The organism is Agrobacterium sp. DSM 25558 (genome assembly GCF_900100825.1).
Taxonomy (GTDB): Bacteria; Pseudomonadota; Alphaproteobacteria; order Rhizobiales; family Rhizobiaceae; genus Agrobacterium.
In genome coordinates, this window is record NZ_FMUD01000008.1 from 35,959 (window position 1) to 60,320 (window position 24,362).

The 24,362-nt window shown below is 57.0% G+C and carries 29 protein-coding genes and 1 tRNA gene; 19 read left to right on the top strand and 11 right to left on the bottom strand.

Annotation, left to right across the window (positions count from 1 at the left end; translation table 11 throughout):
- Nucleotides 1-6 precede the first annotated feature (6 nt).
- Nucleotides 7-1,245, bottom strand: a complete 1,239-nt coding sequence (locus DSM25558_RS08985) for an ROK family transcriptional regulator (protein ID WP_077103938.1) — start codon at nt 1,243-1,245, stop codon at nt 7-9.
- Nucleotides 1,246-1,472: 227 nt separating this feature from the next.
- Here DSM25558_RS08985 and xylF point away from each other — a divergent pair, with 227 nt between their 5' ends.
- From xylF to DSM25558_RS09000, 3 genes are all read left to right on the top strand, one after another.
- On the top strand, nt 1,473-2,513 hold the full coding sequence (xylF, locus tag DSM25558_RS08990) for a D-xylose ABC transporter substrate-binding protein (RefSeq protein ID WP_077103939.1): 1,041 nt from the start codon (nt 1,473-1,475) through the stop codon (nt 2,511-2,513).
- 133 nt (nt 2,514-2,646) lie between these two features.
- Nucleotides 2,647-3,960 (top strand): sugar ABC transporter permease, encoded by a 1,314-nt coding sequence (locus tag DSM25558_RS08995; RefSeq protein WP_077103941.1) that lies wholly within the window; start codon nt 2,647-2,649, stop codon nt 3,958-3,960.
- 20 nt (nt 3,961-3,980) lie between these two features.
- A complete protein-coding gene (locus tag DSM25558_RS09000; RefSeq protein WP_077103943.1) occupies nt 3,981-4,763 on the top strand; it encodes an ATP-binding cassette domain-containing protein in 783 nt (260 codons plus the stop codon).
- A gap of 75 nt (nt 4,764-4,838) precedes the next feature.
- Here DSM25558_RS09000 and DSM25558_RS09005 read toward each other — a convergent pair whose 3' ends face one another.
- A complete protein-coding gene (locus DSM25558_RS09005; RefSeq protein WP_244554145.1) occupies nt 4,839-5,348 on the bottom strand; it encodes a MarR family winged helix-turn-helix transcriptional regulator in 510 nt (169 codons plus the stop codon).
- 458 nt (nt 5,349-5,806) lie between these two features.
- Here DSM25558_RS09005 and DSM25558_RS09010 point away from each other — a divergent pair.
- Nucleotides 5,807-5,883: transfer RNA gene (locus tag DSM25558_RS09010), tRNA-Arg, on the top strand.
- A 7-nt stretch (nt 5,884-5,890) separates the two neighbouring features.
- Here the strand turns inward: DSM25558_RS09010 and DSM25558_RS09015 are convergent.
- Entirely contained in the window at nt 5,891-6,085 is a 195-nt protein-coding gene (locus DSM25558_RS09015; protein WP_077104187.1) for a hypothetical protein, read from the bottom strand.
- 166 nt (nt 6,086-6,251) lie between these two features.
- On the opposite strand from DSM25558_RS09015, the gene DSM25558_RS09020 reads away from it, so the two are divergent.
- Nucleotides 6,252-6,467, top strand: a complete 216-nt coding sequence (locus DSM25558_RS09020) for a hypothetical protein (RefSeq protein WP_077103945.1) — start codon at nt 6,252-6,254, stop codon at nt 6,465-6,467.
- 46 nt (nt 6,468-6,513) lie between these two features.
- On the opposite strand, the gene DSM25558_RS09025 is transcribed toward DSM25558_RS09020, so the two are convergent.
- Both DSM25558_RS09025 and DSM25558_RS09030 read right to left on the bottom strand, forming a co-directional pair.
- The gene (locus DSM25558_RS09025) at nt 6,514-7,221 is read right to left on the bottom strand and encodes an anti-sigma factor (RefSeq protein WP_077103947.1); all 708 of its coding nucleotides are present in this window, start codon (nt 7,219-7,221) and stop codon (nt 6,514-6,516) included.
- Nucleotides 7,218-7,772 carry a sigma-70 family RNA polymerase sigma factor gene (locus DSM25558_RS09030; RefSeq protein WP_077104189.1) on the bottom strand — a complete coding sequence of 185 codons (555 nt, stop codon included), beginning with the start codon at nt 7,770-7,772 and terminating at the stop codon, nt 7,218-7,220. Before DSM25558_RS09030 ends, DSM25558_RS09025 begins: the two co-directional genes overlap by 4 nt.
- Before the next feature lie 192 nt (nt 7,773-7,964).
- On the opposite strand from DSM25558_RS09030, the gene DSM25558_RS09035 reads away from it, so the two are divergent.
- Entirely contained in the window at nt 7,965-8,753 is a 789-nt protein-coding gene (locus DSM25558_RS09035) for a DUF4394 domain-containing protein (RefSeq protein ID WP_077103949.1), read from the top strand.
- A gap of 44 nt (nt 8,754-8,797) precedes the next feature.
- Here the strand turns inward: DSM25558_RS09035 and DSM25558_RS09040 are convergent, their stop codons facing one another.
- The 3 genes from DSM25558_RS09040 to DSM25558_RS09050 are packed head-to-tail and all read right to left on the bottom strand — an operon-like array spanning nt 8,798 to nt 10,656.
- Nucleotides 8,798-9,802 carry an alpha/beta fold hydrolase gene (locus tag DSM25558_RS09040; RefSeq protein ID WP_077103952.1) on the bottom strand — a complete coding sequence of 335 codons (1,005 nt, stop codon included), beginning with the start codon at nt 9,800-9,802 and terminating at the stop codon, nt 8,798-8,800.
- 42 nt (nt 9,803-9,844) lie between these two features.
- Nucleotides 9,845-10,261, bottom strand: coding sequence for a DUF2177 family protein (locus tag DSM25558_RS09045; protein ID WP_077103954.1), 417 nt, complete (start codon nt 10,259-10,261; stop codon nt 9,845-9,847).
- 23 nt (nt 10,262-10,284) lie between these two features.
- Nucleotides 10,285-10,656: a DUF2147 domain-containing protein gene (locus tag DSM25558_RS09050; RefSeq protein WP_077103956.1), complete on the bottom strand. Its 372-nt coding sequence runs from the start codon at nt 10,654-10,656 to the stop codon at nt 10,285-10,287.
- 176 nt (nt 10,657-10,832) lie between these two features.
- Here DSM25558_RS09050 and DSM25558_RS09055 point away from each other — a divergent pair, with 176 nt between their 5' ends.
- The 3 genes from DSM25558_RS09055 to DSM25558_RS09065 are packed head-to-tail and all read left to right on the top strand — an operon-like array spanning nt 10,833 to nt 13,210.
- Complete coding sequence (locus tag DSM25558_RS09055; RefSeq protein ID WP_077103958.1) at nt 10,833-11,621, top strand: DUF1295 domain-containing protein; 789 nt, start codon at nt 10,833-10,835, stop codon at nt 11,619-11,621.
- Nucleotides 11,622-11,623: 2 nt separating this feature from the next.
- Complete coding sequence (locus tag DSM25558_RS09060; RefSeq protein WP_077103960.1) at nt 11,624-12,655, top strand: SAM-dependent methyltransferase; 1,032 nt, start codon at nt 11,624-11,626, stop codon at nt 12,653-12,655.
- Between the two features lie 3 nt (nt 12,656-12,658).
- Nucleotides 12,659-13,210, top strand: coding sequence for a hypothetical protein (locus DSM25558_RS09065; protein WP_077103962.1), 552 nt, complete (start codon nt 12,659-12,661; stop codon nt 13,208-13,210).
- On the opposite strand, the gene DSM25558_RS09070 is transcribed toward DSM25558_RS09065, so the two are convergent.
- Nucleotides 13,183-13,392 carry a hypothetical protein gene (locus DSM25558_RS09070; protein ID WP_077103964.1) on the bottom strand — a complete coding sequence of 70 codons (210 nt, stop codon included), beginning with the start codon at nt 13,390-13,392 and terminating at the stop codon, nt 13,183-13,185. The two genes, DSM25558_RS09065 and DSM25558_RS09070, sit on opposite strands and share 28 nt — an antisense overlap.
- A gap of 212 nt (nt 13,393-13,604) precedes the next feature.
- On the opposite strand from DSM25558_RS09070, the gene DSM25558_RS09075 reads away from it, so the two are divergent.
- From DSM25558_RS09075 to DSM25558_RS09085, 3 genes are all read left to right on the top strand, one after another.
- Nucleotides 13,605-15,020, top strand: coding sequence for a phosphomannomutase (locus DSM25558_RS09075; protein ID WP_077103966.1), 1,416 nt, complete (start codon nt 13,605-13,607; stop codon nt 15,018-15,020).
- Nucleotides 15,021-15,123: 103 nt separating this feature from the next.
- On the top strand, nt 15,124-15,525 hold the full coding sequence (locus tag DSM25558_RS09080; RefSeq protein ID WP_077103968.1) for a group II truncated hemoglobin: 402 nt from the start codon (nt 15,124-15,126) through the stop codon (nt 15,523-15,525).
- On the top strand, nt 15,522-15,890 hold the full coding sequence (locus tag DSM25558_RS09085) for a DUF423 domain-containing protein (RefSeq protein ID WP_077103970.1): 369 nt from the start codon (nt 15,522-15,524) through the stop codon (nt 15,888-15,890). The genes DSM25558_RS09080 and DSM25558_RS09085 overlap by 4 nt, the downstream gene beginning before the upstream one ends.
- 4 nt (nt 15,891-15,894) lie before the next feature.
- Here the strand turns inward: DSM25558_RS09085 and DSM25558_RS09090 are convergent, their stop codons facing one another.
- Both DSM25558_RS09090 and DSM25558_RS09095 read right to left on the bottom strand, forming a co-directional pair.
- Nucleotides 15,895-16,308, bottom strand: a complete 414-nt coding sequence (locus DSM25558_RS09090; protein ID WP_077103972.1) for a DUF2325 domain-containing protein — start codon at nt 16,306-16,308, stop codon at nt 15,895-15,897.
- Between the two features lie 99 nt (nt 16,309-16,407).
- Nucleotides 16,408-17,067 carry a TetR family transcriptional regulator C-terminal domain-containing protein gene (locus DSM25558_RS09095; RefSeq protein ID WP_077103974.1) on the bottom strand — a complete coding sequence of 220 codons (660 nt, stop codon included), beginning with the start codon at nt 17,065-17,067 and terminating at the stop codon, nt 16,408-16,410.
- Between the two features lie 259 nt (nt 17,068-17,326).
- Here DSM25558_RS09095 and DSM25558_RS09100 point away from each other — a divergent pair, with 259 nt between their 5' ends.
- From DSM25558_RS09100 to DSM25558_RS09135, 7 genes are all read left to right on the top strand, one after another.
- Complete coding sequence (locus DSM25558_RS09100) at nt 17,327-18,598, top strand: Zn-dependent hydrolase (protein ID WP_077104191.1); 1,272 nt, start codon at nt 17,327-17,329, stop codon at nt 18,596-18,598.
- Complete coding sequence (hydA, locus tag DSM25558_RS09105; RefSeq protein ID WP_077103976.1) at nt 18,595-20,049, top strand: dihydropyrimidinase; 1,455 nt, start codon at nt 18,595-18,597, stop codon at nt 20,047-20,049. The genes DSM25558_RS09100 and hydA overlap by 4 nt, the downstream gene beginning before the upstream one ends.
- A gap of 2 nt (nt 20,050-20,051) precedes the next feature.
- A complete protein-coding gene (locus tag DSM25558_RS09110) occupies nt 20,052-20,414 on the top strand; it encodes a hypothetical protein (protein WP_077103978.1) in 363 nt (120 codons plus the stop codon).
- Nucleotides 20,411-21,205 (top strand): ABC transporter ATP-binding protein, encoded by a 795-nt coding sequence (locus tag DSM25558_RS09115; RefSeq protein WP_077103980.1) that lies wholly within the window; start codon nt 20,411-20,413, stop codon nt 21,203-21,205. Before DSM25558_RS09110 ends, DSM25558_RS09115 begins: the two co-directional genes overlap by 4 nt.
- 213 nt (nt 21,206-21,418) lie before the next feature.
- The gene (locus DSM25558_RS09125; protein ID WP_077103981.1) at nt 21,419-22,294 is read left to right on the top strand and encodes an ABC transporter permease; all 876 of its coding nucleotides are present in this window, start codon (nt 21,419-21,421) and stop codon (nt 22,292-22,294) included.
- Nucleotides 22,291-23,163 carry an ABC transporter permease gene (locus tag DSM25558_RS09130; RefSeq protein WP_077103983.1) on the top strand — a complete coding sequence of 291 codons (873 nt, stop codon included), beginning with the start codon at nt 22,291-22,293 and terminating at the stop codon, nt 23,161-23,163. The genes DSM25558_RS09125 and DSM25558_RS09130 overlap by 4 nt, the downstream gene beginning before the upstream one ends.
- A gap of 21 nt (nt 23,164-23,184) precedes the next feature.
- A complete protein-coding gene (locus DSM25558_RS09135; protein WP_077103985.1) occupies nt 23,185-24,177 on the top strand; it encodes an ABC transporter substrate-binding protein in 993 nt (330 codons plus the stop codon).
- Nucleotides 24,178-24,362: the final 185 nt, after the last annotated feature.

Sequence of the window (24,362 nt, forward strand, 5' to 3'; positions counted from 1 at the left end):
CTCCATTCAACGTGCCAGCGGCGCTTGAGATATCTGCGGCGCTGCCATGCCAGACATCACGATATCTCCGTCCAGACGAGACAATGCAAGCCCCATATGACCTTCGAAAACCAAAGTCTGCTCATCTGGCACGATTGTGATCTGTGGTACACCGCCAATCCGGATGGCATTTGTCTGCACCATGCCATCATGAATGCTGGCTTTCAGCAGGTCGAAGAAACGCGTCCCCGGTCCGGTCACGAAAACGGGCATATGGCCGTACAGGCTGAACAACCGTGAAAGTCCGTTCCCGAGCGCCAGCCCCGCTTGCCGAAAGGCAAAGGCCGCCATTCGGTTGCCGGAGCGGGCGGAAGCGGCGATCTTTTCCACCTCTGCAATGGGTACGAATTTCGCGGGGATCGTATTTGTTGGAACCTCGAAAGCCGAACGCAAAATTCCGTAGAACCCACAATAGGCCTCGACGCACCCCTTCGCACCGCAACGACACAGCGCTCCATCCGGCATATGCAGCATGTGCCCAAAATTGGGTGCAACGACATCGGCGCGCTCATTATCACGCTCCCGCGCGACACCAAGACCGATGCTATGCCCCAATGACAAAGCTGCGAGCGTACCCGTCTGCCCCGTTTCCTGGCGTGTACGAACCCAGAGCGCTTCTGCTGCCAGTAGCGTTTCGTTGTACAGGTAGATCCGCGCCTGGAAGTGAGAAGACAGCACCTCGCGAAACTCCACCTGTACCTCCCCCAAAACGGGGGACCAGACCAGGGTAGCACTGGCGGGATCGACCAACCCTTTGCTGCTGATGGATATGTGCAACACGTCGCTAGCGGCAATCTTGGAACGGCGGGCGAGCCTAAGCAGGCCGTCGAGAACCACTCGACCGAAATCAGCGCCTGTATCAGCGGCCCTGCCCTCTACGAAGCGGTCCATCAGCGTACCGGTGAAGTCTACCAGCGAATATTGAACCGCATCGGAGGATATGACGACCACCGCGACATAGCCAAAGCGCCGGTTTGGCTGAAACAGCACCCTGGGGCGCCCCCTGCCCGAGGACGCCTGTTGCTCTGTTCGCTTGATGAGCTCGACGCGCTCCAGCTCGGCGGTGATGACAGATACGGTTGCCGAGGCAAGCCCGGTCAATGCGGCAAGGTCTGTGTGCGAAAGGTCGCCATGGCGGCGCAGGGCGGTCAGTGTGCGTAGACTGTTTTGTTGTCGCACCAGCTCTGTGCTTGCTATGGCCGACATCGCTCTCCGTTTCCTCCGCCTGTTTTCACCGCCATAAACCTTGTTGGACCAAGCCGCAACCAAGGCCACGAAAGCCACTGGTACCGCCTGTTGACAGTCTTAGGATTCTCTGACATTTAATTTCTCGACTGTCGAGAAAAAATGCTTTTGGCGTTGCTCGGCAGGTTTTCAGGCGATCGCAGGGCATGGAGGTGCCTTAGCGTTTCGTCGTTACCCGGGAGGACATCATGAATTCATTTGCCAAGTTGTTGGCGGGTACAGCCGTACTCGTTTCTCTGCATACGGTGGCCGTTGCTGCCGATCTCGTTGTCGGCGTGTCGTGGTCGAACTTCCAGGAAGAGCGTTGGAAGACCGACGAAGCCGCCATCAAGGACGCGCTGAAAGCATCCGGTGCGAAATACATTTCCGCAGATGCACAGACATCCGCCGCAAAGCAGCTGACCGACATCGAAAGCCTTATTGCGCAGGGTGCCAATGCACTTATCGTGCTTGCGCAGGATTCCAGCGCGATTGGGCCTGCCATCGAGAAGGCCAACGCCGAAGGCATTCCTGTCGTCGGTTATGACCGCCTGATCGAAAACCCCAGCACCTACTACATTACCTTCGACAACAAGGAAGTCGGCCGTTTGCAGGCCAAGGAAGTCTTTAAGATCAAGCCGACGGGCAATTACGTCTTCATCAAGGGCGGCTCGACAGACCCGAACGCCAACTTCGTCTTCTCCGGCCAGATGGAAGTGCTGAAAGACGCCATCGCGTCCGGCAAGATCAAGAATGTCGGCGAAGCCTATACCGACGGCTGGAAGCCGGAAATCGCCCAGAAGAACATGGAGCAGTTCCTGACCGCCAACAACAACAAGGTCGATGCAGTCGTCTCGTCCAATGACGGCATGGCGGGCGGCGTGGTTGCAGCCCTTGAGGCGCAGGGTCTTGCCGGTTCTGTCCCGGTCTCCGGTCAGGATGGCGACAAGGCGGCGCTGAACCGCGTCGCACTCGGCACCCAGACGGTATCGGTGTGGAAAGACAGCCGTAAGCTGGGCAAGAAAGCGGGCGAAGTTGCCGTTGCACTGGCCAAGGGTACGAAGATGGAATCGCTTGAAGGCACCATCAAATTCAAGGGCGGCACCAATGGTGTGGAAATGAGCTCATACTTCCTGGAGCCACAGGCCATAACCAAGGACAATCTGAACGTTGTTCTCGATGCCAAATGGATCACCAAGAGCGAACTTTGCCAGGGCGTGAAGGCTGGCACTGCCGCCGCTTGCAAATAAAGCCGTAACAGGCCGCTGCGAGGAAGAGCTCAAGGGCCTCACTTCGCAGCGATCCGGTTTACGCCGCAGGGTTTGCCCGACGGCGTAAACCGGATGTGCAAGGCATGATACTATTTCAGGGAGTTGAAAGACTATGGCGGAACAAACCATTGCCGCACCGTCGCCCGGTGTACAGACACAGCGGGGAAACCCGTTGCGCCGTTTCTTGAACGCGACGGAAATAGACACCCGGCTGCTGGGCATGGTGATTGCACTCTTCGCGATCTGGGTTGGTTTTGAAATTCTGTCGGGCGGCCTGTTCCTGACATCACGCAATCTCTGGAACCTCTCGGTGCAGGCTGCATCCGTTTCGGTCATGGCCACCGGCATGGTGCTTGTCATCGTCACCCGCAATATCGACCTGTCTGTCGGGTCTATCCTCGGCTTCGTCGGCATGATCATGGCCGTGACACAGACGCGGTTTTTGCCCGGCTGGCTCGGCTACGACCACCCCATGTCGTGGATGGTGGCCTTGAGCGTCGGCATCGCACTGGGTGCCGCGATCGGCGCATTTCAGGGTGTCATCATCGCTTTTATGAACGTGCCGTCCTTCATCGTTACGCTCGGTGGCCTTCTGGTGTGGCGCGGAGCCGCCTGGATGGTGACCAGCGGCGCAACGGTTGCGCCTATGGATACCCGCTTCCGCCTGATGGGTGGCGGTGCCGATGGCTCCATCGGTGCCACGGCAAGCTGGGTCGTCGGCATCATCGCCTGCGTCCTCATCGTTTTATCCATCCTCAATTCGCGAAGACAGCGCAAACGGTTCGGCTTTCCACTGAAGCCTGTTTGGGCCGAGTATTTTATGGGCCTGATCGGCTGTGGCATCGTGCTTGGCTCGGTGAAGGTTCTGAACAGCTATTACATGCCCACCAATCTCGCCCGCAAATATGCCGAGGCCAATAATATGGCATGGCCGGATGCGGGGCTGGAGATATCCCTCGGCATCGCGATACCGGTGCTGATTGCCCTTGGCATCGCCATCGTCATGAACTTCATTACCAACCGCACTCGCTTCGGCCGTTACGTCTTTGCTATCGGCGGCAACCCGGAGGCCGCTGTCCTGGCCGGTATCAAGACACGCTGGGTCACGGTCAGGATTTTTGCGCTGATGGGCGCTCTCTGCGCCATAGCGGCGGCCATCTCCACAGCTCGCCTCAATGCGGCAACCAATGCGCAAGGCACGCTGGACGAGCTTTACACCATCGCCGCAGCCGTCATCGGCGGCACCTCGCTCGCTGGCGGTGCTGGCACCATAGCCGGTGCCATTCTGGGTGCAGTCGTCATGCAATCGCTCAATTCCGGCATGGTGCTTCTGGGAATGGATACGCCATTGCAGAGCATTGTCATCGGCATCGTGCTCGTCATGGCCGTATGGCTGGACACCGTTTATCGCGCCAGAGCCAAATAATAAAAAGAGGAGTTTCCGATATGACGGACCAATCCACTCCGCTTGTGGAAATGCGCAATATTTCCATCTCGTTCGGCGGCATCCACGCCGTGGAAAACGCCTCGGTCGATCTTCACCCCGGTGAGGTCGTGGCGCTGCTAGGCCACAACGGCGCAGGCAAATCGACACTGATCAAAGTCCTGTCTGGCGCTTACCGTCGCGACGGTGGCGAAATCCTGATCAATGGTGAAGAAGTCGATATCCGCAATCCGCGCGATGCCAAGAAATACGGCATCGAAACCATCTACCAGACACTGGCCGTCGCAGATAATGTCGATGCTGCCGCCAATCTTTATCTCGGCCGCGAGCTGCGCACTCCCTGGGGCACGCTGGATGATGTGGCCATGGAAGCTTCCGCCCGTGAGGTGATGGGCCGCCTCAACCCCAACTTCAAGCGCTTCAAGGAGCCGGTGAAAGCGCTTTCCGGCGGCCAGCGCCAATCTGTCGCCATTGCCCGCGTGATTCTCTTCGATGCGCGCATTCTCATCATGGATGAGCCAACGGCAGCATTAGGTCCACAAGAAACTGCTCAGGTCGGCGATCTCGTCAAGGAACTGAAGAAAGAGGGCATCGGCATCTTCCTCATCAGCCATGACATCCACGATGTCTTCGATCTCGCAGACCGGGTTTTCGTCATGAAGAACGGCAAAGTGGTCGGCCACGCCAGAACGCAGGATGTTACCAAGGACGAAGTGCTGGGTATGATCATTCTTGGCAAGGTACCGCCGGGCGCAACGGCAGGCCCCGGCGCTATGAAAATGTGAGAACGCGAAAAGCAAAAAAAGGTGCGGCAGAACCGCACCTTTTATCTTAGAAACTTTGCAAGGAGCCGCTGTTGATCAGTCCTGAATACGGCGCAGAAGGCCAACCAACTGGTCACGCGCTTTCTCGCCACCGAGACGATCGATCAACTTGGCTTCGTGACTTTTCCATATCTGGGAAATCTCTTCCAGAACGGAACGACCTTCGTCAGTCATCTCAATATAGTGGACACGGCGGTCGGAATCGGAACGGCGTCTTTGCAGAAGCCCCTTATCCTCGAGACCATCGATAATGGCCACGAAGTTGGCACGCTGAATTCCCAGCGCTTCGGCCACATCGCTCTGCTTCAAGCCGGTATTGTTGGCGACGACGATCAAAACTGAAAAATCAGCGGGTCGAAGTCCGAATTCGAACAGGCTCTCGTTAAACTCGCTCACAACCGATAGCTGAGCACGTCGCAGCCGATAAACAACAGCTTCGGATAGGATAGAATAATCAATTTCACCTTTGGAAACCAGTGGCGCTTCCTCAGCCTCCACATAGGCCATCTTACCTCTGCCATGCTCGAATGCGAGACCTATCGTCATATCTGTCCCCTTTGATTCGCCTTTGAATTATTCTCAAATTACCCAATTATGTTTATTAGAACAAGGTTTAATAATAGATAAAGCAAAGATATAAAGTTTTGCCCCGTGACTTATCAGTGTCGTCTCAAGTTAGCGCAAACATAGCAGAGCCTGCATATCTGTCTCCGCATTTAACGAGCCGTTCCCTAAGAAATCCGCATCTCCGACGGGAAGCCAAATGATTTATACGCAGATCAAACGACGAAAGATGGAATAGACAACCGTCAAAAAATACTCAAAATTTCATCGTCGGAATTTTTTATTGTTCAATTTTTGAGCGAGAAAAACCAATATTTAAACATGAATTTCTGCATAACCGCAGCTTCACAGAACACCATATCAATTTTACGCATTGATGCGAAAGACAAGCTGGGTTAAGAACCAATCGCCGCCAGATGCGATTCATCGCACACACGGATGCACCCGTAGCTCAGCTGGATAGAGTGTTGGATTCCGATTCCAAAGGTCACAGGTTCGAATCCTGTCGGGTGCGCCATATTTTTCTACTGCCCGTCAGGAACAATCCACCAGAAAAGCTGGACGAGATCTCGCCACGTTCTGACCATATCGCCCCACGCCTCGACGGCTTGTCCATAGGCATAAATTGCCAAAAGCGTAACAGCGAGCAATACCAGCCACGGCCAGAAGGCGCGTCCTCGTCGCTGTTTTTCTCCCGAAGGGTCTTCTTGCCCGTTCAATTGCAAATCCCATCTTCCGTCAGTCTCGGCACCTAACGTGAAAACCGAAGGGCCTGCAACTCGATAAAAAGTCTTGTTGACTCATTCAATATTGAGAACATAAGTAGAACGAAATTGGCACCGGGGCGGGTATTCCACCGACTATGCGGCATTGAGGCTCTGAAAAATGGAGATTGAAAACGTGCACCCGGAGATAACCAAAGCCGTCAACGATGTGGCTGAATACATTTTGCAATGCCATGACGGAGACGCCACGGCCGCTATCGAAGCGATGCAGGAAGAGATCGAACACCTGCAGCACCAGCTCAGTCTGGCCGTTGTGGCGATGGGCCGGGGCTATACGAGGGGCTGGGTTCCGAGTGAAGCGCGCGATGGCGTATGACCATCTGCCGAAGCTATCGTCAAAAAACGACATACCCGTTGCGCCACTACAAGGGTATCTTCGCAAGCCCCTTGACCAATATCGGCCCTGTTGGCCTGCCCGTTGGCGAGCCGCCTGTTTGCTCCAGCGTGATTTCGTAGAGTTGTTTATCCTTGGGCCTCGGAAGCGACGGCGTTGCGAGTTTGGCGGAGCGGTGTTCGTTCAGCAGTCCGAGGGAGACAGGGCCGGTTTCCTGGTTGGGAAGGGTCCAGACCTGCATGGTTTTTCCCTCTGGCACAACGAAGTCGGCGAGCAGACGGATGCTGGCCTGTTCGTTGCTGAAATCCTCGACGATCGCCTGGGGTTCGCCCGCATCGTTCAGCAAAATCGCGATGACGACCGGGTCCACCTTGCGCATCAGCGACCAGCCGAGACCTGCGGTGAGCAACAGCGATGCAGCCAGAGACGCAACGGCTGTTCGCTTCCAGACGTGGAGACGGTTGTCGTTGGATGGGGTAGGATGCACGGGGGCATTCTGCTGTTCTTGATTGCCACTCAAATCGGCATCGATCCGCTGCCAGAGCGACGCGCTCGGTATGGCTTCTTCCACGGATAGATCGAGCGGCAGAAAGCGTTCGCGGCTCGTGGCGATGGCATCGCGCAGTTCGCCGTCCTTATGGCTTTCGGTCTCCACGCGTCGACTTTCGTCGTCATCGAGAAGGCCGAGGACATATTCGTCCGCCACGCGGGCCATGTCTTCCCTTGATATCGTCATGCCATGCACTCCCGAAGCGAAGAAAGGCCGCGTCGTATCCACGATTTCGTCGTTCCCAGCGGCACTTTCAGCCGACCAGCAATTTCCCCGTGCGTATAACCGCCCACATAGGCCATGAGAATGCCGCGACGTCTGGTTTCATCCAGGGTGGAAAGGCAATCGCGAAGCCTGCTGCTCTGATCCAGCCGGTGCCAGGATGTCATGATGTGTTCGACGTGCTGCGCTTCCTGCAGCGTATCCAGACGGTCGTCGGCCACCAGATCCTCGCGCTTGCCATCCCTGAGCATGTTGAGTGCACGGTTACGCACGATGGCGTAAATCCAGCCGCGCGCGGAGCCGCGTTCCGGCGCATATTGAGATGCGTTTTTCCAGATGCGGATAAAGGCTTCCTGAACGACTTCTTCGGCCAGATCGCGTCTGCGCACGATGCGTTCAGCCACGGCAATCAACCGCCCGGCCTCCTTGTCGAAGATCAACCGCAAGCCGTTTCGATCTCCCCTGGCACATGCGTGAAGCGCTGCGCCAAAATCGTCTGCTTGTGTCTGCTTCACGTCCAAAGAGGCTCTCCCGATGACCACATCGTTTCAGAAATCATACACATGAAAGAGGGGCATGGATGCAAATCACAAAAAAATTTTAGACCGCTGCATCCAAACGACCCTCCCCATGTGTCTAACCTTCAAGAGTGATGGAAAGCATCTTGCTGGCCACCTCTTGAAACAGATCAAACACGGGAGAAAGATATGACCATCCTTCGCACAGCATCGATTGCCTCTGCCCTGCTTGCAGCAACCGCTACCTTTGCCTCGGCAGCACCTGTTCTGGGCCTGACCGGCGACAAGACACTCGTCATGTTCGATACCGAAAAACCTGCCGTCACGAAGACCATGGACGTCACCGGCGTCGACAAACTGGTCGGCATCGATTTTCGTCCCGGCAACAAGACCGTCATCGGCGTAACACCAGATAACACCATAGTTTCGATCAACCTCGAAACAGGTGCCGCCACCGAAGTTGCGAAAATGGACAAGCCTTTGGCCATGACCCAGGCTCCTGTCATCGTGGACTTCAACCCGATGGCAGACCGCCTTCGCTACATGACCGGCACCACCAACCACCGCGTACACCCGGATACGGGTGCCGTAACGGTTGATGGTACGCTGGCCTATGAAGACGGCGACATGCACAAGGGTGAAACACCGAACGTGGTGGCTGCTGCCTATACCAACTCCTATGGCAAGCCTGAAAAGACAGCGATGTACAACATCGATGCCACCATTGGTGCCCTGGTTCAGCAGACGAAGCCAAATGATGGGACGCTGAAGGCCATCGGCAAGCTTGGCATCGATGGCAAGCCCGCAACCTATGCCTTCGACATCCAGACGACTGCGGAAGGCAAGAACACCGCATGGCTGGCCGCAGACAAGACGCTCTACACCGTCGATCTGGAAACCGGCAAGGCAACGAAGGTGGCTGATGTGACCGGCGTCGAAACGCCTATCCGCGCTATCGCCGTTCTCCCTGCCGTGTAAGCTGGCGGAGCTATGACTGGCCGGTTCAGACCGGCCAGTTTTCTTTACTTGCCGTCATTGGCGATTTTGGCTTCCAGCGTTTTCGCGATAGCCTTCAGATTACGTTTTTTACCAGCGATTTTTTCGATTGCGGCAACGGCCAGATCACTCGCCACATAATCCGATTTATGTCCGAGATTATGCACGACGATAAGCTCTGCACCGCTGATGTCCCGCGCCAGATGGCGTGAGTGGATTTCGGTCGAAACCACCTTGTCGGCGTCGCCGGCGATGATGACAGTCGGTGCCTTTATAGTGCGAAATCCGGCAGAGGCTGTTTTAGCCCAGGCATTGAGACCCGCGACCTCCTGCGCATTGTGGCGAAAAGCCACGGGGCGCAAGGCCTGATAGGCTTTCGTTTTGGATATGTAATCCGCAGGCCGTGGATTGGGCGCAAAAACGGACTTCACCGCACCGTCGATCACCAGAGCACCGGCGGCGGGCGCAATCAGCGTGCTGAACAGTACGCCAGCCACCGGCACACTGGCCGCATCGTAATACCAGGAAACGCCGCCCGGCCATGGGTAGAGTGCCGGGGATAAAAACACCAATCCCTCGACCATGTCCTTATGCCGCATGGCGAAAGCCGCCGTTATCGCTCCACCGAAGGAATGCCCGACGATAATCGCCTTGCGGATGCCGCGCTTTTTCATCAGCCGCGCAATGGCGTCTGCCTGCGCATCTGGCTGGATATTGTCTTTAGGTCCGATATCGGAGCGTCCGTGACCGGGCCTGTCGACGAACAACAGTGTCGCCTTGCCTTCCAGCTTGTCGCGGAAGGTATACATGGGGTCATAAAGGCTGGTGCTGGCACCGTGGATGAAAATGATGGGCGGAAGCGTCGCGCCTTTTTTCGCGGGCAAAAGGACGCTGTTGAGCTTGAAGCCACCAACATCGATTTTGACTTCGCCGGACGTGAGTGCGCTATCGATTTTTTCAGAAGCCAAAGCGCTTCCCCCAAGCATCATCGCGAAGACGATACCACACATACCAACGAGATAAGATGCCATGATGATCCTGCAAGGAGTAGAAAACTGTATGGGCTAGGATATCTAGCGGACGATGCGCCCGCTCACTTTTTCAGTCACCCAGTGTCCAGCACAGGCTGAAATGGCAGACAGCAGAGAACCCCAGATCAGATCTGCAACCGTCAACGTCGTAGACCAGTTGGCCAAGGTTGCCTGGTTGGTGAGATCGTAGGTGCCGTAAGCCATGAAACCCAACAGGCCGCCATAAAGAAACGATGTGCCGAATTTGGCGGTGACCAGACCGGGGCGTACCGCAAAGAAGGTGAGGCCAGCCGCATACATAAAGTAGAACAACAAGGCAGGCATCAGGCGAAACTCCGCCGCCAGCATGTCGCCGAGTGCAGGTCTGTAGAGCACATTTGCCATGACGCTGAGCCAGACAAAGTCAATCGCGACGAAGACGACCAAAGTCGAGATGTAGGCAACCACACGTTTTTTCATTCCAAACCCAGCCTTTCCAATCATTACTGTATGCGAGACCAGTCGACGCCCTTGCAGATGATGCCTGCCAGAACACAGCCCTTGGTCGTCATCGTATCGCCCTTGACCGAAACGGTCAGTTTGTAGGTGAGGTCACGCTGTGGATCGAACGCGGTCCCGGCATATTCACCGTCAGAGGTCGGCTTGATGCTCATCACCAGCCGGTCGCCGGTCTTTTCTTTCGGCGTGCCGGGTTTGATCCAAGTGTTGGTCGCGCAGATGTCAGAACCGCAGGGCGCGATCTGCACTTTCGCGTTGCCATCACCGCGCGCCCACTGGCCGTTAATGTCGGCAGCGGAAGCACTCCCTGCGCAAGCGAGTACAATGCAGGCTGCGTATTTCACTATGGCTTTCATGACAGTTTCCTCCACCGCGATGCATTGGCATCGGCTTTTGCAGAGTAGAACGGTCGAAACGCCAATTTGGATCACTTGTCGTCGTCGGATCATTTTTACGCAGACATGAAAACCAAATCGGTCGCCTCACCGTAGTCTATGAAAAAGCACAGCGATTTGATGGGAAGACCCTTGCGATGAATTATGGACTGCTGATCGTGATCGCCATCGGCCTTAGTCTGGCAATGACAGCGGCTTGGGCCATCCAGAGAAAAACCGGTGCCAGCGGCTGGATCGATACGATCTGGTCTTTTGCGATCGGCATCGGCGGTCTTGCCGTCATCGTGGCGGCAGACGGTACGTTCGAGCGGCGCGTCGCTGCTTTCCTGATTGTCGCGATTTGGTCGATCCGGCTTGGAAGCCACATCGGTTCGCGCACAAAAGGTGGTGGCGAGGACCCGCGCTACGCCAAACTGGTCGAGGAATGGGGCACCAAAGCAAGCCGCCGTCTGTTTCAGTTTCTGCAAATCCAAGCACTGGCAGGGTTCATTCTCGTGCTTGCAGTCTATGTTGCGGCGTCGAACGGCTCACAATTCCCGGGCATTCTGGATATCGCAGGCATCATCGTAGCCGTGGTGGCTTTGGGTGGCGAAGCCCTGTCAGACCGTCAGCTTGCACATTTTCGCAAGAAGCCGGAGGCGAAGACTGAAATCTGTGAAGAAGGCCTCTGGCGTTATTCGCGCCATCCCAATTACTTCTTTGAATGGCTGTTCTGGTGTGCGTGGCCGTTGCTGGCGCTGACGGGTTCGTCGCCATGGAGCTGGGCAGCGCTGCTCGCCCCTGCCCTCATGTACTGGCTGCTGGTTCATGCGTCGGGCATTCCCCCGCTTGAGGAGCATATGCTGCGGTCGCGGGGCGAAAAATTTCGCTCGCTTCAGCGTCGCGTCAACGCATTTTTTCCCGGACCGAGAAAAGAGGAGGAATAACCATGAACATGCTGGCTTTTGCCATCAACACCGCCGAAAGAGCACCGTTTTCCGACAGCTTGACGCTGGCTGGCATCGATTTCCTGTGCGCTCGGACGAAACGCAAAATGGAAAGAGTATCGCACGACGAAGAGCTGGCTTTCGCGCGCGACATGGCGGATTTTCCCGTCGCGATCCACACGGATGAGGCCAACCGCCAGCATTACGAGGTGCCGGCAGAGTTCTTCTCGCTGGTGCTCGGCGCGCAGCGAAAATACTCCTGCTGCTATTATCCCAGCGCCACCACCACGCTGGATGATGCCGAAACAGCGGCTTTGGCAGAAACGGTCAAACATGCCGATCTCTCTGATGGAATGGACATTCTGGAACTGGGCTGCGGCTGGGGTTCGCTGTCGCTCTACATGGCCCGCCAGTTTCCGAATTCCCGCATCACCTCGGTCTCCAATTCGGCATCTCAGCGCGCCTACATTGTCAGCCAAGCGGAAAGCCAGGGCATTCACAACCTGACGATCATCACTGCAGACATGAATGATTTTGCGCCATCCGGCAGCTTCGACCGTGTCGTTTCAGTGGAGATGTTCGAGCACATGTCGAACTGGCGTGCGCTGATGGAGCGGACACGAAACTGGTTGAAGGACGACGGCAAGCTTTTCATTCACGTCTTCACCCACAAGGACCGGTCCTATCGTTTCGACCAGAACGATCCGGCGGACTGGATTGCCCACCACTTTTTCACCGGCGGCATCATGCCCGCACATGATCTGCCGCACCGCTTTGAGGACATCTACAATGTCGAGGCCGAATGGCGATGGTCTGGAGATCATTACCGACGCACGGCAATGGACTGGCTCACAAATTTCGACCGCGAATCCGCACGCATCACGCCGATACTGCAGCAAGTATACGGCCCTGACGCAAACCTCTGGCGTCGCCGCTGGCGCTTGTTCTTCCTGGCAACGGCCGGGCTGTTTGGCCATGATAAGGGCGCAATCTGGGGCGTTGGCCACTATCTGCTCTCGCCCGTGAGAAGCTGACGCATGACAAGCAAGGATAGAACGCATGATCCTCTGACGGCGGCGACACTGACCGTCGCCTGGGTCATCATTCTCAACAAGCCGTTCTATCCTCTGTCCATCTGGTGGCGGGTTGGAGACGGTGTCGAGGCATCGCTGATCAGCGTTGTCTCGATGTTTTTCTTTCTCGCCATTCCACTCCTTGCCCGCAGATCGGCGCTTGCTGCGCGGGTCGCATTACCGCTGATTGGCACCATCGATACGATTTTCGAGACCAAGCTGTTTGGCACCGCTGCGGGCACTGAGCTGTTTTTCGCAGCCTGCATCATGCTCGTGGCCCTATCGTTCCGGACGCGCGAAAGATACTGGCAAATCGGCATGACCGGCGTGGTCTTTGCAGGCTTCCTGTTCACCCGCTATCTGATTGGCGATGCGCTCCACATCTGGAGCGCGCCTGACCTGGCCAAGCTTTTCAACCTCAACGCCTTCGCGGTGGCCTGTCTCACGGCCTTCATCGCGCTTCGCTATGCGGGCATCAGCCGGGCAGATCACTCCTCCGGCACAAGACCGTCATAGACTTCCAGAAGTGCGGCGGAAATGGCCGCACCCAGATTGTTGGCGGCTTCGCGGATCGCATCCTGATTCCCATCCCGTGACGCTATCGCAAGTTCGGACCCTTCCTCTGCGATAATGGCCTTGGCACGCTCAATTGCCCAAAGACCGAAATCACCTCGATTATCGATCGATACAGTGTCCATGTGACCCACTTCCCATTAAAATTACCGATTACGACACCGGCTTGATATATGGCGGATCACCGCGAACTGTCAAAACTTGAGAGATCATTGCCGATCGGGTACCAACCAGAAGCATATCGAAATTGGGGATCAATGCGGCGCTTTTTGCGTTAAGTCTGCGATCTCTTTGATCGAAGTAGCATGGAACGACCCGGAATAAGGAAGCATTTGACATGAGCCTGAAGTTTGGAACAAGCGGTCTTCGCGGACTTTCGCAGGATTTAAAAGGCAAGGCATCCGCCATATATGCCACGGCCTTCGCGCGACATCTTCTCACTTCTGGACAAGCAAAAGCTGGCGATCCTATTCTGATCGGGCAGGACTTCAGAGACTCAAGCCCAGCGATTGCGCAGACCTGCATCGGCGCACTCGCAGCAGCAGGTCTGAAGCCCATCGATTGCGGCGCGCTGCCAACACCGGCACTGGCGCTTTACAGCCTGTCCCTCAAGGCAGCGGCACTGATGATCACAGGTTCCCACATTCCCGCAGATCGCAACGGCATCAAATTCTACCGCCCGGATGGCGAGATCGACAAACAGGACGAAACCGCGATTGCAGACCTCGCCAAGACGGTAGAGGTGGAAAATATCTCCGTAACATCTGCCTTGGCGGAAAACCGTGCGGATCAAGCCAATGCATTCTTCTTCGAACGGAACGCATCCCTTCTCCCTGACAACTCACTGTCCGGCCTCAAGATTGGCGTTTACCAGCACAGCACGGTAGCCCGTGACGCTTTCGTGGACGTTCTGAAGCATTATGGCGCAGATGTTCTGTCGCTTGGTCGCTCTGAAACATTCATTCCAGTAGACACGGAAGCAGTCTCTGCCGACACTTTGGAGAAGCTCAAGACATGGTCCACTGAGCACAAGCTCGATGCCATCATTTCCGCTGATGGTGACGGCGACCGCCCCTTGCTGGCGGATGAGCATGGCGTTCCCTTGCGCGGCGATCTGCTCGGTCTCATTACTGCGAATTTCTTGAAAGCGGATGTCGTCGTCACACCCGTCACCTCCAATTCCGGCATCGAAAGCAGCGGCGATTTCGAGGTTCTGCGCACCAAAGTCGGATCGCCCTTCGTGATTGCGGGCATGGAAGAGGCTCTATCAAAGGGCAATAAGGGCGTGATCGGCTTCGAAGCCAATGGGGGTTTTCTGACGGCGTCGCCCTTCACACTGAATGGCAAGACGGTTTCCGCCCTGCCGACCCGTGATTGCTTCCTGCCTCTGCTCGCGGCCTTGAAACTCGCAGCCGAACAGAACAAACCGCTGTCCGAGATCGCCGCTGCCTACAAGCTTCCCGTCGCGGCAGCAGACCGCCTGCAAGATTTTGCACAGGAAAAAAGCGCTGCGCTTATGGAGCATCTGCGCTCGTCATCGACAAATCTCGAAAACTTCCTCAAGCCCGTCGGTACTGTCAAAGAGACCAGCGATATCGATGGCCTGCGGGTCACGCTCAGCAACGGCAACACCATCCACTTCCGCCCCTCCGGCAATGCCCCGGAGATGCGCTGCTATGTGGAGGCCGCAAGTGAAGATGAAGCAAACGCGCTGTTGAACAAAGGGCTCGATCTCATCCGCAATTTCGGCTGAAATCTCTTTCAGGTGCTGCGAAGCGAATTGCCGCACCTGCCCTTTGCTGTTGCGCTTTTTGCCATGAAGCGGCAAAACCGACAGGAAATGGAGACTGCACGCGGTGTCGGACAAAACCATCACGCTTTATGAGGCCATCGGCGGTGAGACCACCGTCCGTGCACTGACCAGGCGTTTTTACGAATTGATGGATACTCTGCCGGAAGCCGCGCGCTGCCGCGCCATCCATCCATCGGACCTTTGCGGCAGCGAAAGCAAATTTACCGATTATCTGCTCGGCTATCTCGGTGGACCACCTGTTTACGTCGAAAAATATGGTCATCCCATGCTAAGGCGGCGGCATTTCGTTGCCCCCATCGGCGCTGCGGAACGTGACGAATGGTTGCTGTGCTTCCGCCGGGCCATGGACGAGACCATCGACAATCCCAAGCTTCGTGACATCATCTGGACGCCGATAGAACGTCTGGCATTCCACATGCAAAATCAGGAAGACACCGCATCATGAGCAAGAGTTGGCTGCGTCCGACGAGCCTTTTCCTCTCCGGCCTTATGGGTGCAGGCGGCGTAGCGCTGGCAGCGGCGGCGACGCATACGGGTGCGACGCAGTTGCTGGGCAACGCATCCACCATGTGCCTTGCCCATGCGCCCATTCTTCTGGGCCTCTACGTGGGCTGGGAGCGTATTAAAACCGCAGCACCGGCAGCAATCCTGCTCGGTCTCGGAACCATGCTTTTCGCAGGCGACCTCGTCTCACGCCATTTCACCGGCAACGGTGCCTTCCCGATGGCCGCACCTATTGGTGGCCTTGGGATGATTCTCGGCTGGGTCGCGCTGGCAGCCGCCGCTTTTTTCAAAACGGCGCGCCAGTAGCCTATCAATTGGCAGCGGCGCGGTCGTTCATCGTCTGAAGCGCCCGCTCCAGGCTGGATTTGCTGCCATTGCGCAGCGGAATGAAGGTCTTGCCAAACTTCTTGCAGCCGGACTTTACCCGCAGGCAGGCATCATGGCTGATACAGTCGATGGGGCAAAACACGCAATCCACCGATGGAAGCAGCGTATCGATACGCGAAACCGCTTCACGCAGGCCGCCATCGTGGTGGATAAGCTCGGCGTCGAAGTTGCTGGCAATCTGGCGAAGATGGGCAACCTGACAGTCACGTCCGCCGACATAGAGGAAGCTTCTCGGCCCGGCGGGGGCAGCGACGTGTGCGACGGGTTGCGATGCCTGCTGCGGACGATTGTCCCGCTTGCCGTTTCGCTCCGCCTTCTTCTTGTCCTTGCGCGCCATGCCTTACCTCATCATCAAAAAACACCACCTGTGCGATCAGGCTGGGTGCACGATAATAAAGATGAGTTTTAGAGTAAAGTATAAAGTTGATTATTTATATCATGTTTTTCGCAAAGGCACAGGATTTATCCCCAGACCACCCATGAAGAGTTGCTCGAGGAAGCGGGCGGCATCCTCAAAGCGCCCCTCACCGGCGTTGCCTTCGCCTAAGACAGAACGAACCTGCACGTCGAAATCGGCATAATGCTGGGTCGTTGCCCATATCGAGAAAATCAGATGATAGGGATCGCAAGCTGCGATTCGTCCCGCCTTCGCCCAGGCCCTGATCACCTCTGCCTTCTCATCCACCAACTGCTTCAGCGGCCCCTTCAACTCGTCTTCCACATGCGGCGCGCCCTGCAACACCTCATTCGCAAACAGCCTGCTTTCGCGCGGATAGTCCCTCGCCATCTCCAGCTTGCGGCGAAGATAGGAGCGGATTTCCGTTTCGGGATTACCGGTGGCATCGAAGGCGCGAAGCGGATCCAGCCACGTGTCCAGCACGCGCTCGATCAGCGCCCGGTGCATCGCCTCCTTGGTGCGAAAATAATAGAGCACGTTCGGTTTTGACATGCCCGCCACCTCGGCAATCTGATCGATCGTCGTGCCGCGAAAACCGTTTGCCGAAAAGACATCGAGAGCAGCCTCGAGAATGGTCTCCTCTTTCTCTTCCTGTATCCGCGTTCGCTTTTGTGTCTTCGCCGCTCTGGGTATGGGCATGAAGGGGTCTCTGTCTGTTTTTGATGCATTATTCGGGCAAGATGGGCAAAAAATAATCGATGATCAAAGCTCAATCGAAAATACCGCTTTACACGGCAAAAATCCCTCGGTTTCTTTTAAGTGCCAAAGCTGAATTTCACAATGTTTACCAGTCGGTCAAATTATTGGTGGTCGATTTCCAAAAGCATTTCGCCGCATCCTAATGGAACGGCACGCCCCTTGCATCATGACGATCAAAACAGGTGAGGAAAAGACTGGCATGCCGGAAACACCCGCAAAAAATGAACTGCCCGGAAAAAACCTGATCATCAATGCCGACCGTCTGTGGGACAGCCTGATGCACATGGCAAAGATCGGTCCCGGCATTGCTGGCGGCAACAACCGCCAGACCTTGACGGATGAAGATGCGCAAGGCCGCGAGCTCTTCAAGAACTGGTGTGAAACAGCAGGCATGAGCGTTGGCGTCGATGCCATGGGCACCATGTTCGCCACCCGCCCCGGCACGGACCCGGATGCCCTGCCCGTCTATATTGGCAGCCACCTCGACACCCAGCCCACCGGCGGCAAATTCGATGGTGTCCTGGGCGTGCTGGCCGGGCTGGAAGTCGTTAGGAGCCTCAACGACCTCGACATCCAAACCAAACATCCGATCGTCATCACCAACTGGGCTAACGAGGAAGGCGCACGCTTCGCCCCCGCCATGCTGGCATCCGGTGTTTTCGCAGGTGTTCACGATCTCGACTATGCCTACGGCCGCACCGACACTGATGGCAAGACCTATGGCGAAGAACTGAAGCGCATCGGCTGGCTGGGCGACGAAGAAGTCGGTGCGCGCAAGATGCACGCCTATTTCGAATACCACATCGAACAGGGACCGATCCTCGAAGCGCAGAACAAGCAGATCGGCGTCGTCACCCATTGCCAGGGCCTGTGGTGGCTGGAGGTGACGCTTACCGGCAAGGAAGCCCACACCGGCTCCACCCCGATGCCCATGCGCGTCAATGCCGGCCTCGCGGCCGCCCGCATTCTGGAAAAGGTGCAAGACGTCGCCATGGCCCACCAGCCAGGCGCGGTTGCTGGCGTCGGCCAGATGATCTTTACGCCCAACTCCCGCAATGTCCTTCCCGGCAAGGTGGTCTTCACCATCGACCTGCGCACGCCCTCGCAGGAAAAGCTGGATGCCATGCGCGCCATCTTTGAACGTGAGGTGCCGCTCATCGCAGAGGAACTCGGCGTTGGCTGCACCATCGAAGCCATCGGCCATTTCGACCCCGTCACCTTCGATCCCGTTCTGGTCGGGCACGTGCGCGATGCAGCAGAAAAACTGGGCTACAGCCACATGGACATCATCTCCGGCGCTGGCCACGATGCCTGCTGGACAGCGCAAGTCGCCCCCTCCACCATGATTTTCTGCCCCTGCGTAGATGGCCTGTCCCACAACGAAGCCGAAGACATCTTTCCCGAATGGGCGGCCGCGGGGTGTAACGTCTTGCTGCACGCGGTTCTGGAAACTGCGGAGATCGTGGAATGACCACCATCATCAAGAACGGCACCATCGTCACCGCTGATCTGACCTACAAGGCCGACGTCAAAATCGATGGCGGGGTCATTATCGAGATCGGGCCTGACCTCTCCGACGGCACCATTCTGGATGCGACGGGCTGCTATGTCATGCCCGGTGGCATTGATCCGCATGTGCATCTGGAAATGCCCTTCATGGGCACCTATTCGGCGGATGATTTCGAGAGCGGTACGCGCGCGGCCTTGAGCGGCGGTACGACGATGGTGGTGGATTTCTGCCTGCCGGAGCCCGGCCAGTCGCTGCTGGATGCGCTCAACCGCTGGGACAACAAGGCCACGCGCGCCACTTGCGACTATGCTTTTCACATGGCTGTGACGTGGTGGGGCGAGCAGGTCTTCAATGACATGAAGACCATTGTTCAGGATAAGGGCATCAACAGTTTCAAACACTTCATGGCCTATAAGGGTGCCCTGATGGTGAACGACGACGAAATGTTCGCCTCCTTCTCCCGCTGCGCAGAGCTTGGCGCGCTGCCCATGGTGCATGCGGAAAACGGCGATATCGTTGCGCAGATGCAGGCCAAATTGCTGGCAGACGGTAATAACGGGCCAGAGGCGCATGCCTATTCCCGTCCCGCCTCCGTCGAGGGCGAAGCCACCAACCGCGCCATCATCATTGCGGACATGGCGGGCGCGCCGCTTTATGTCGTCCACACCTCCTGCGAACAGGCGCATGAGGCCATCCGCCGGGCGCGCCAGAACGGCATGCGGGTCTATGGCGAACCGCTGATCCAGCATCTCATTCTCGATGAACGCGAATATGCCAACCCGGATTGGGACCACGCCGCCCGCCGCGTCATGTCGCCGCCGTTCCGCAACAAGCAGCATCAGGACAGCCTCTGGGCAGGACTCGCTGCCGGTTCGCTGCAATGCGTGGCGACCGACCATTGTGCTTTCACTACCGAGCAGAAGCGGAACGGCCTCGGTGATTTCACCAAAATCCCCAACGGCACCGGCGGGCTTGAGGACCGGCTTCCCTTGCTGTGGACCCATGGCGTAACCAGCGGCCGACTGACGATGAACGAATTCGTCGCTGTGACCTCCACCAACATCGCCAAGATCCTCAATCTCTATCCGAAAAAGGGTGCGATCCTCGTCGGCAGCGATGCCGATATCGTTGTCTGGGATCCAATGCTGGAAAAGACCATCACCGCGAAAAACCAGCAATCGGCAATCGATTACAACGTCTTCGAAGGCCAGACGGTGAAGGGCCTGCCGCGCTTCACGCTCTCCCGCGGTATGGTGGCTATCGAGGAAAGCAAAGTGAAGACGCGCGAAGGCCACGGGCGGTTCGTGGCACGTGAGGCGTACCCTGCCGTAGCCAAAGCATTATCGACATGGAAAGAACTCGTCGCGCCCCGCAAGGTGGAACGCACAGGCATACCGGCGAGTGGAGTGTGACGATGAAGACCATTTTGATAACGGCTATTATGTCGGCGTTGCTCGGTTCCACAGCCAACAGCGCGGCATTTCTCGATGGAGCTTATGGCGAGAAAGAAGGCTGCACCTATTCGAAAACAAGCGAATCGAGCGGTGCCGACGAATTTTTCCTGCTGAATGATGAGGGCATCACCACAGCAACCGCCTTCTGCGCCTTTTCGGGCAAGCCTGCGAAAACAGCGACCGGTTTTAAAATAACGGCGCAATGCGAAAGTGAAGGGGAAAAGGGTTCGAAGGAAACCGTCAACCTCACAAAAAGTGCGCAAGGATACACCATCACCTTCAAGGATGGCACAAGCTGGGGACCGCTTGCGAAATGCAAATGACAACTTCTCCAGCGCTCTCCGTCGTTTCCGCCAAAAATCTCGGCCTGACCTTTGAAACCGGGGATGGTCCGGTACATGCGCTTTCCAATGTCGATCTGGAGGTCAAGAAAGGCGAATTCGTATCATTCATCGGCCCTTCGGGCTGTGGGAAGACAACGTTTTTGCGGGTCATTGCCGATCTAGAAAAGCACACGTCCGGCGAGATCACCGTCAACGGCACGACGCCGGAAAACGCTCGCAAGGACCGGTCTTACGGCTATGTGTTTCAGGCCGCAGCCCTTTACCCGTGGCGGACCATCGAAAAGAACATCGCGCTGCCGCTCGAAATCATGGGCTACACCAAGGCTGAACAGCAGGCGCGCATCGAACGCACGCTCGATCTGGTCAATCTCAGTGGCTTTGCCAAGAAATTTCCCTGGCAACTATCCGGCGGCATGCAGCAGCGCGCCTCCATCGCCCGCGCGCTGGCCTTCGATGCCGATCTGCTGCTGATGGACGAGCCCTTCGGCGCGCTAGACGAAATCGTTCGCGACCATCTCAACGAGCAGCTTCTGAAACTGTGGAGCGCCACGGGCAAAACTATCTGCTTCGTCACCCACTCCATTCCCGAAGCCGTCTATCTCTCCACCAAAATCGTCGTCATGTCGCCGCGTCCCGGGCGGGTGACGGATATCATTGAATCGACATTGCCCAGTGAACGACCACTGGAGATACGCGAGACGCCGGAGTTTCTGGAAATTGCACATCGGGTGCGCGAAGGTTTGAAGGCGGGGCATAGTTATGAGGGGTGATGTGGTTTCCGTTATGCCTGTGGCTACCCCCCTCTGCCCTGCCGGGCATCTCCCCCTCAAGGGGGGAGATCGGCTGGGCGCACCGATGTCGCTTCACGCTCAACGACAGAGTTTGCCGAGAGCTCTCTACGAGTCGATCTCCCCCCTTGAGGGGGAGATGTCCGGCAGGACAGAGGGGGGTAGCCACAGGAAAAACGGGAGAGGAGGCCACCCATGACCACCCTCCGATACCGCATCCTCCCCGTCCTCACCATCCTCCTCGCCATCCTCTTCATCTGGCACATTGCCGTCGTCTACCTCAACCTGCCCTTCACGCGTGACCAGGCCGCCAGAGCGGGCCAGCAACTGACCTTCTCCGAACTCCTGCCGCAAACCTTCGCGCAGGAACGCCCGGTCCTTCCCGCCCCGCACCAGATCATCGCAGAGCTCTGGGATACGACCGTCAACAAGGCCATCACCTCCAAGCGTAGCCTCGTCTATCACGCGGGCATCACGCTTTCGGCGACGTTGCTGGGTTTTGCAATCGGCACGGCGCTCGGCATTTTGCTGGCCGTTGCCATCGTCCATAACCGGGCTATGGACCGCTCGGTCATGCCGTGGATCATCGCTAGCCAGACGATACCCATCATCGCAGTGGCACCGATGATCATTGTCGTGCTGAACTCCATCGGCATTTCCGGCCTGCTGCCCAAAGCGCTGATTTCGACCTATCTCAGCTTCTTCCCTATCGTGGTCGGCATGGTGAAGGGGTTGCGCAGCCCCGAGAGCATTCAGCTGGATTTGATGCACACTTACCACGCCGCACCATCGCAAATCTTCTGGAAGCTGCGCTGGCCATCGGCCCTGCGCTATCTGTTCACCTCACTCAAAATCGCCATTGCCATTTCGCTTGTCGGTGCCATCGTTGGGGAACTGCCGACCGGTGCGGTCGCGGGCCTTGGCGCAAGACTGCTATCCGGCTCCTATTACGGCCAGACAGTGCAAATCTGGGCCGCGCTCTTCATGGCCGCTGCGGTTGCTGCCATTCTCGTGTCGATTGTCGGCATCGCTCACACGGCGGTTCTAAAAAGAATGGGAGAGCGGCCATGAGCCATCCCGGCTGGATCATCGGCGCGGTACTGTTCTGGCTCACCGCCTGGGCGTTTAACGAATGGCTGGTGCGCCACCATTTTCAAACACCCACCACAAAACGAGCAAGCAGCATCGCCATCCCGCTCATCTTCGGGGCCGCAATCATCGTGCTGTGGGAAGGCATGGTGCGCAGCTTTGCCATTCCCTCCATCCTGCTGCCCGCCCCAAGCGCCATCTTCCTGCGCCTCATCAGCTCCGTCCCCATTCTCTGGGCGGATTTCCGGCAGACGTTTCTGAAAGCGGTGCTGACGGGATATGTGCTGGGCTGCGGCCTCGGCTTTGCCGTTGCCGTTATCATTGATCGCTCGCCCTTCCTGCAAAGCGGCCTCTTGCCCATCGGCAATTTCGTCTCGGCGCTGCCGGTGGTCGGCATCGCGCCCATTATGGTCATGTGGTTCGGTTTCGATTGGCCGTCCAAGGTTGCCGTCGTGGTCATAATGACCTTCTTTCCCATGCTGGTGAACACGGTGCAGGGGCTGTCGGCCTCCAGCCACATGGAGCGCGATCTGATGCACACCTATGCCGCCAGCTGGTGGCAGACGCTGGTGAAACTGCGCCTGCCCGCTGCATGGCCGTTTATTTTCAATGCCTTGAAGATCAATTCCACGCTGGCGCTGATCGGTGCCATCGTCGCCGAGTTCTTCGGTACGCCCATCGTAGGCATGGGCTTTCGCATCTCCGCCGAAATGGGCCGGAGCAATGTGGATATGGTTTGGGCCGAGATTGCTGTCGCGGCAATCGCAGGTTCCGGCTTTTACGGGCTGGTGGCGCTGGCAGAGCGCGCCGTCACCTTCTGGCATCCGTCCGTCCGCAGTGGACGCACGTAAACAACGAAAAAGGGAACAGCGATGAGAAACAGACTTGCATCCATGCTTCTGGCCGGAGCAACGCTGGTGACGGCGTTTGGGGCTCAAGCCGCCGAAAAGGTCACGCTTCAGCTGAAATGGGTCACGCAGGCCCAGTTCGCCGGTTATTACGTTGCCAAGGACAAGGGCTTTTATGAAGCCGAAGGGCTCGATGTCGAGATCAAGCCCGGCGGCCCGGATATTGCTCCGGCACAGGTTCTCGCAGGCGGCGGCGCAGATGTGGTCGTGGACTGGCTACCATCGGCCCTCGCAACCCGCGAAAAGGGCGTGCCGCTCGTCAACATCGCCCAGCCCTTCAAAAAATCCGGTATGATGCTGACCTGCCTCAAGGAAAGCGGTATCACCAAGCCAGCGGATTTCAAGGGCAAGACGCTTGGTGTTTGGTTCTTCGGCAACGAGTACCCCTTCCTGTCCTGGATGGCGCATCTGAAAATCCCGACGACCGGTGGAGCCGATGGCGTGACCGTGCTGAAACAGGGCTTCAACGTCGATCCGCTGCTGCAAAAGCAGGCCGCCTGCATTTCCACCATGACCTACAATGAATATTTGCAGGTGCTGGAAGCGGGTGTGAAGGCCGGCGATCTCGTCACTTTCAAATACGAGGATGAAGGCGTCGCGACCCTCGAAGATGGCCTCTACGTGCTGGAAGACAAGTTGAAGGACGCCAAGTTCAAGGAGAACATGGTGAAGTTCGTGCGCGCCTCCATGAAGGGTTGGAAGTGGGCGGAAGAAAACCCGAATGACGCCGCAGATATCATTCTGGAAAACGATGCCTCCGGCGCACAGACGGAAGCGCACCAGAAGGGCATGATGACGGAAGTTGCCAAGCTGACGGCAGGCTCCACCGGCGCGCTCGACAAGGCGGACTACGACCGCACCGTCAAGACATTGCTGGGTGGCGGTTCCGACCCCGTCATTACCAAGGAACCGACGGGTGCGTTCACCACCGAAATCACCGATGCCGCTTTGAAATAGACTGCCATCAACCGAGGCGCGCAAAGTAACGCGCCTTGGCACACCGTTATTTATTGCTGCGTTCGGCGATATTCAAAAATGTATATCCGCTCCATCCGTTAGACGGATTGAATTAACCCCGGTGACGAATTACATTCCGCTACGACAGGCTCGGATATTTGCCTCGCAGGAGACTTGGCCCAATT